Origin of the sequence: Aurantibrevibacter litoralis (assembly GCF_034651555.1) — a bacterium.
Lineage (GTDB): Bacteria > Bacteroidota > Bacteroidia > Flavobacteriales > Flavobacteriaceae > Aurantibrevibacter > Aurantibrevibacter litoralis.
Genome location: NZ_JAYEEQ010000043.1, coordinates 1 through 4,498 on the forward strand (window position 1 = coordinate 1; position 4,498 = coordinate 4,498).

General features: G+C 32.3%; 4 protein-coding genes. 3 read left to right on the top strand and 1 reads right to left on the bottom strand.

Annotated elements, in window-relative coordinates; translation table 11 throughout:
* Window positions 1-450: 450 nt before the first annotated feature.
* A complete protein-coding gene (locus U1E44_RS16595; protein ID WP_322932234.1) occupies window positions 451-2,025 on the bottom strand; it encodes a reverse transcriptase domain-containing protein in 1,575 nt (524 codons plus the stop codon).
* A gap of 692 nt (window positions 2,026-2,717) precedes the next feature.
* Between U1E44_RS16595 and U1E44_RS16600 the strand changes: the two genes are divergently transcribed.
* From U1E44_RS16600 to U1E44_RS16610, 3 genes are all read left to right on the top strand, one after another.
* Complete coding sequence (locus U1E44_RS16600; RefSeq protein ID WP_322932235.1) at window positions 2,718-3,059, top strand: type II toxin-antitoxin system RelE/ParE family toxin; 342 nt, start codon at window positions 2,718-2,720, stop codon at window positions 3,057-3,059.
* Window positions 3,046-3,348: a helix-turn-helix domain-containing protein gene (locus tag U1E44_RS16605; protein ID WP_100616439.1), complete on the top strand. Its 303-nt coding sequence runs from the start codon at window positions 3,046-3,048 to the stop codon at window positions 3,346-3,348. Before U1E44_RS16600 ends, U1E44_RS16605 begins: the two co-directional genes overlap by 14 nt.
* Window positions 3,349-3,564: 216 nt before the next feature.
* Window positions 3,565-4,290: a DUF6090 family protein gene (locus U1E44_RS16610; RefSeq protein ID WP_322932236.1), complete on the top strand. Its 726-nt coding sequence runs from the start codon at window positions 3,565-3,567 to the stop codon at window positions 4,288-4,290.
* Window positions 4,291-4,498 lie beyond the last annotated feature (208 nt).

Sequence of the window (4,498 nt, forward strand, 5' to 3'; positions counted from 1 at the left end):
GCGTTCCATAATACAGTAAATTTAGAATAAAAAATTAAACTTAAATTACTGTCCTATTTTTGGGGGAAATTATATACTATGTCCGTTGTTTGCAACCAAGTCTAAGAATGAACACAACGAATATTTAAAGCAACTTGGACTGAAAACGATATGAACGGATGAATAGCCAACGCACAAAGCCATACACATTTGCAATTCGCACCAGCCAACGCTACAACCAAAAATTGCAAAAGAGTATGTCTTTCGCCAACGCTGACGGACAGAAAAATAAAAAGTACGACCGCACAACAATGGCTATACGTAATGCGGGGGAAAGTGCTGATATGAAAGTTATCACATTAAACAAACTAATCGGTAAACGGAAAGTGAAGTGCCTTGAAATCCCGCACTACGCATAGCCGAGACCGTTGTAGCACATTTGAGGAAAACCTCGGCAGAAGAGAAAATGACTTACATTTTAGCTACTTTTTCACCAATTTCCTTGTATGCCTTTTTCATTTCTTTCCCGAAATTAGGCCAAAAATTTGAATACTGATTTTTGATTGTATCATCACCATTAATAGGTTTCATTACACGATTAGCCTTTTCTAAATAACTTATGTAATTTCCCCAATATTGCTCTTTAGATTCTGAAAATCCTGTTTCTGATTTTGGGTCAGGTTTATATATCAATCTTCTTTTTGCGCCTTTATATGTAAATCTTTTGTAAAGCCTTTCCTCAAAAAGATTATGGCTTTTATTTTCTGGTTTGGTAGCGAAATGAACACCTCTACGAAAAGCTCTTTTCATACTTCTGTAGAATTTTGAAAAACCAACTGTCTTTACTTTTACTTTTTTTCCATCATACTGAAAACCTAAATATTCAAGATGCTTGTTTTGAGTAACTTCATTCTTTTCATTTACAATGCCACCTACAAATTCGTCATTAATATTTTCATAACGATAAATATTTGTCTTTTTGGGTTGTATATCTAGCTTTGCCAATTCCTCTATTGCAGTACGAATTAAATTATTAAAATAATCTTCATCTTTTTGGTCACAAACTATAATTAAATCATCACTATATCTTTGGTAATAAGCGTCTTTTTTCTGCGTAGCTTCAAAAACTAACTCATCAAAATCAAGCATATAAATATTAGCAAGTGTAGCACTCATTGGAGTTCCTTGAGGAATTCCTTTCAAACCACAATTTTCTCGACACCTTTTATGTTGATGACTACAACTTTTTTCTACTCTAATTAAATTTGTAGCTTCTTTAAAGAAATCTTCTTTCGAGCAATAAGCAACTACTCTTTCTCTTTTTAAATTCCAAATGTGTTTGACTTTTTTATAACGTAATTTCGTTTTCTTGTCATCATTTTTAATTCCTCGTTCAACAATAAGGTTGTGTTGGAATTTATTAAACAATTCTAGTTCATTAACATACCTCTTTGAAATTAGGCTTTTATAAACATTATAATGGTCGTCAGGTAAACTATCAGAGTTTAAAACACGTTTCCATTGTTTATGTAGTATTCTATGGTCAAGATTATCAAAAAATGAAGTCACATCAGCAACTATCATTGATAATTTTCGATGCTTGTTTTCATTAATAAACTTAAATGTTTCAAATGCAAACTCAATATTGCTTTTGTTTCCTTCCTTTCCTTTAACAATAGGAATTTTTCTATAGGCTACTGCACTAATTCCATAATCTTTATCTACAAGATAATTCTCATAAGCTTGGGTTAAACTATGACTATAATAACTGTATACAATAGAATCTAAATGTGAGGCATAAAATATTGGTCTTTCTTTAGGTTTTTGTACTGACCGTTGTCTTTTCTTAAACTTGTTTTTTGGTGCATCTTCGCTTGGTCTGTACTTTCTCTGATAGATTTTTTTATGAAGTAATGGAGTAAATTTATGTTTGGAAATTTTGTCAGGATTTGTGACATATTCCATTATCCAACCTGAATCTTTCTTTTTAGTTAGAGGCTTACCAATGTGCGGATATTTTTTAAATTTTAACCAATCTGGAATCATAAAATAAAAAAAAGGGCTAGTCGTGGCCTGCTTTATAATGGTACAATCCTTATGCTACTTTACAGTTTTTAAACCTAGGTAGCGCCACTCATCGTTAGAATTAAATTCGTATCTTTAATACTTATAACTATGTTACAAACATCTCAAACAGAACTCAAGACATCCCTTGACCTTATACAGGGCTTATGCTTTCTTGTTACAGATTGCGCCTGCATTTGGTGTTGTGGAATGCGTCTTCACACGTCAGCCAAATCCTGCGCGTGATACACCGAAGTGCATTGATAATAAAACGTGTCCATCAGCTGTGTTCCTAGCCCAATTAAGTCTTTCCTACATCAAATATAATACCAATTACTTTTTGTCAGTTAATTTTCACGATTATTCGTGTTTTTATCCGTTTAAAATTAACAACTGAAAGAATGTCAGCTTCTTACGAATTGAAATCGGACAAAAAAACGTGCTACAACACCGTATATAAAAAATAGCGGTTTAAGTGCTTCAACTAAAGTGAATTTTATAAATTTAAGGTCAATATAAAACCGAAAAGTTAGTGCTTAAAATCCGCTACTTTTCATATACAAGACCGTTGCCATTAATGCTGAAAATCCGTCTTCGAATTAAAAATTCATTCATAAATTTGGAAAATGTTACCTTTTTAGGTAACTTTGGACTGAATTTAACGACTGACCAAATTGAGCGAATTTAATAGACAAATAGGATTTTACGAAAATCACTTCAAGGATTTCTATCTTAAACAGCCACTGGCTGTTCGCAAAAAAATTGACTGGACTCTTTTGATTTTAAAAACCACTAGAATTGTTCCAGAAAAGTTTTTAAAACATCTCACTAATACAGACGGACTATGGGAAGTACGAGTTTCAGCTGGAAACGGAATTTTCAGAATCTTCTGTTTTTTTGATGATGGGAATTTAATCATACTGTTGAGCGGATTTCAAAAGAAAACGCAGAAAACACCAAAAAATGAAATTAAAAAAGCGGAACGACTAAAAAAGGAATATTATGAAAACAGATAAAAGAATTACATCGTTTGATGACCATTTAAATGAGCAGTACGGAAAAATCGGAACTGAGTCCCGTAACGAATTCCAAGAGGAATTTGAGACATTTAAAATTGGCATCTTAATCCAAGAGGCTAGAAAAAAACAGCATCTGACACAAGAACAACTTGCTGAAAGAGTAGGAACAACAAAAAACTATATTTCGAGAATTGAAAACAATGCAAGCGACATCCGACTTTCGACCTTGATGCGAATAATCCGAGAAGGATTAGGTGGAAGTTTAAAGTTATCGCTTGACGTTTAGAATTAATTAAAAAAGCACAAATGGCAACACCGTGTATAGCTTATTGCGGCTGAAGTGCTTAAACCAAAGTTTGCGATTTTTTGCTAACTTTACGACTTACTCGAAAGGTCTCGCTGTTTTATCCGCAACAAGCCATACACAAACACGTTGTGCTTCATTATCAGAAACCGTTAACCAATGATAAAATTCTTTAGAAAGATTCGCCAAAATTTGCTAATGGAAAACAGAACTGGAAAATATTTCAAATATGCAATCGGAGAAATAATACTAGTTGTTATTGGGATTTTAATTGCGCTTCAGATAAATAATTGGAATGAAAATAGAATTAATCGCAACCAAGAACAGCAAATACTTTTACAACTTAAAAGTGAATATCTAGAAAATTTAACAGAAATCGAAAACAAAATTACGATGCGGAATGAAATGATTAATTCAGCATATAGAATCCTTTCCATTAAAGAAGGATTGCTTAAAGATATTCCATTGGATACTATTGCATTAGATTTATTGACGATTAATAATACGCCTACTTTTGACCCAGTTATCGGAACTACAAACGAAGTTTTATCATCGGGAAAATTATACATCTTAAACAACAACACGTTAAAAACTATGCTAACCAATTGGTCTGGTCAAGTAAACAGACTAACGGAATATGAACAGGATTTAAGGAACTTTAGCATTAATCATTTTTATCCATATATAACCACTAACCATTCTCTTAAATTGTTATTTAATGGATTGTGGCAATCAGATAAATTCAATTTCATAAATAAAGACAAGAGTGCTGTAATAAAGGATTTAATTGATGACAATAATCTCGATGATTATATTTTAACAGTATCTGAACAATGTATTATTACTAACGACGAAGCATTAAATGTTATTAGAAATATCGAATCTATTTTGGATTTGATAAATGGCGAACTTGATAAAAAATAACGAAAGCACAACAACGTGTATAATTAATTGCTTTGGCAAGTGCCTATTTGGAAAATTCCTTCAGAATTTTCTCGGGTCCTAGTTTGTTTACTAAATTAGGTGCTGGCCATCGCACCTAATCATACACCAATCGTTGTGGTGCATTTTGACCCGACCGAAAATAATCTTACGAAAATTAGGAAAATGTTATCTTTTGAGATAACTTTGT

Excerpts from the sequence above, each read along its gene's own strand:
- U1E44_RS16605 (WP_100616439.1), top strand. The coding sequence starts at position 3,046 with ATGAAAACAGATAAAAGAATTACATCGTTTGATGACCATTTAAATGAG.
- U1E44_RS16595 (WP_322932234.1), bottom strand. The coding sequence starts at position 2,025 with ATGATTCCAGATTGGTTAAAATTTAAAAAATATCCGCACATTGGTAAG.
- U1E44_RS16610 (WP_322932236.1), top strand. The coding sequence starts at position 3,565 with ATGGAAAACAGAACTGGAAAATATTTCAAATATGCAATCGGAGAAATA.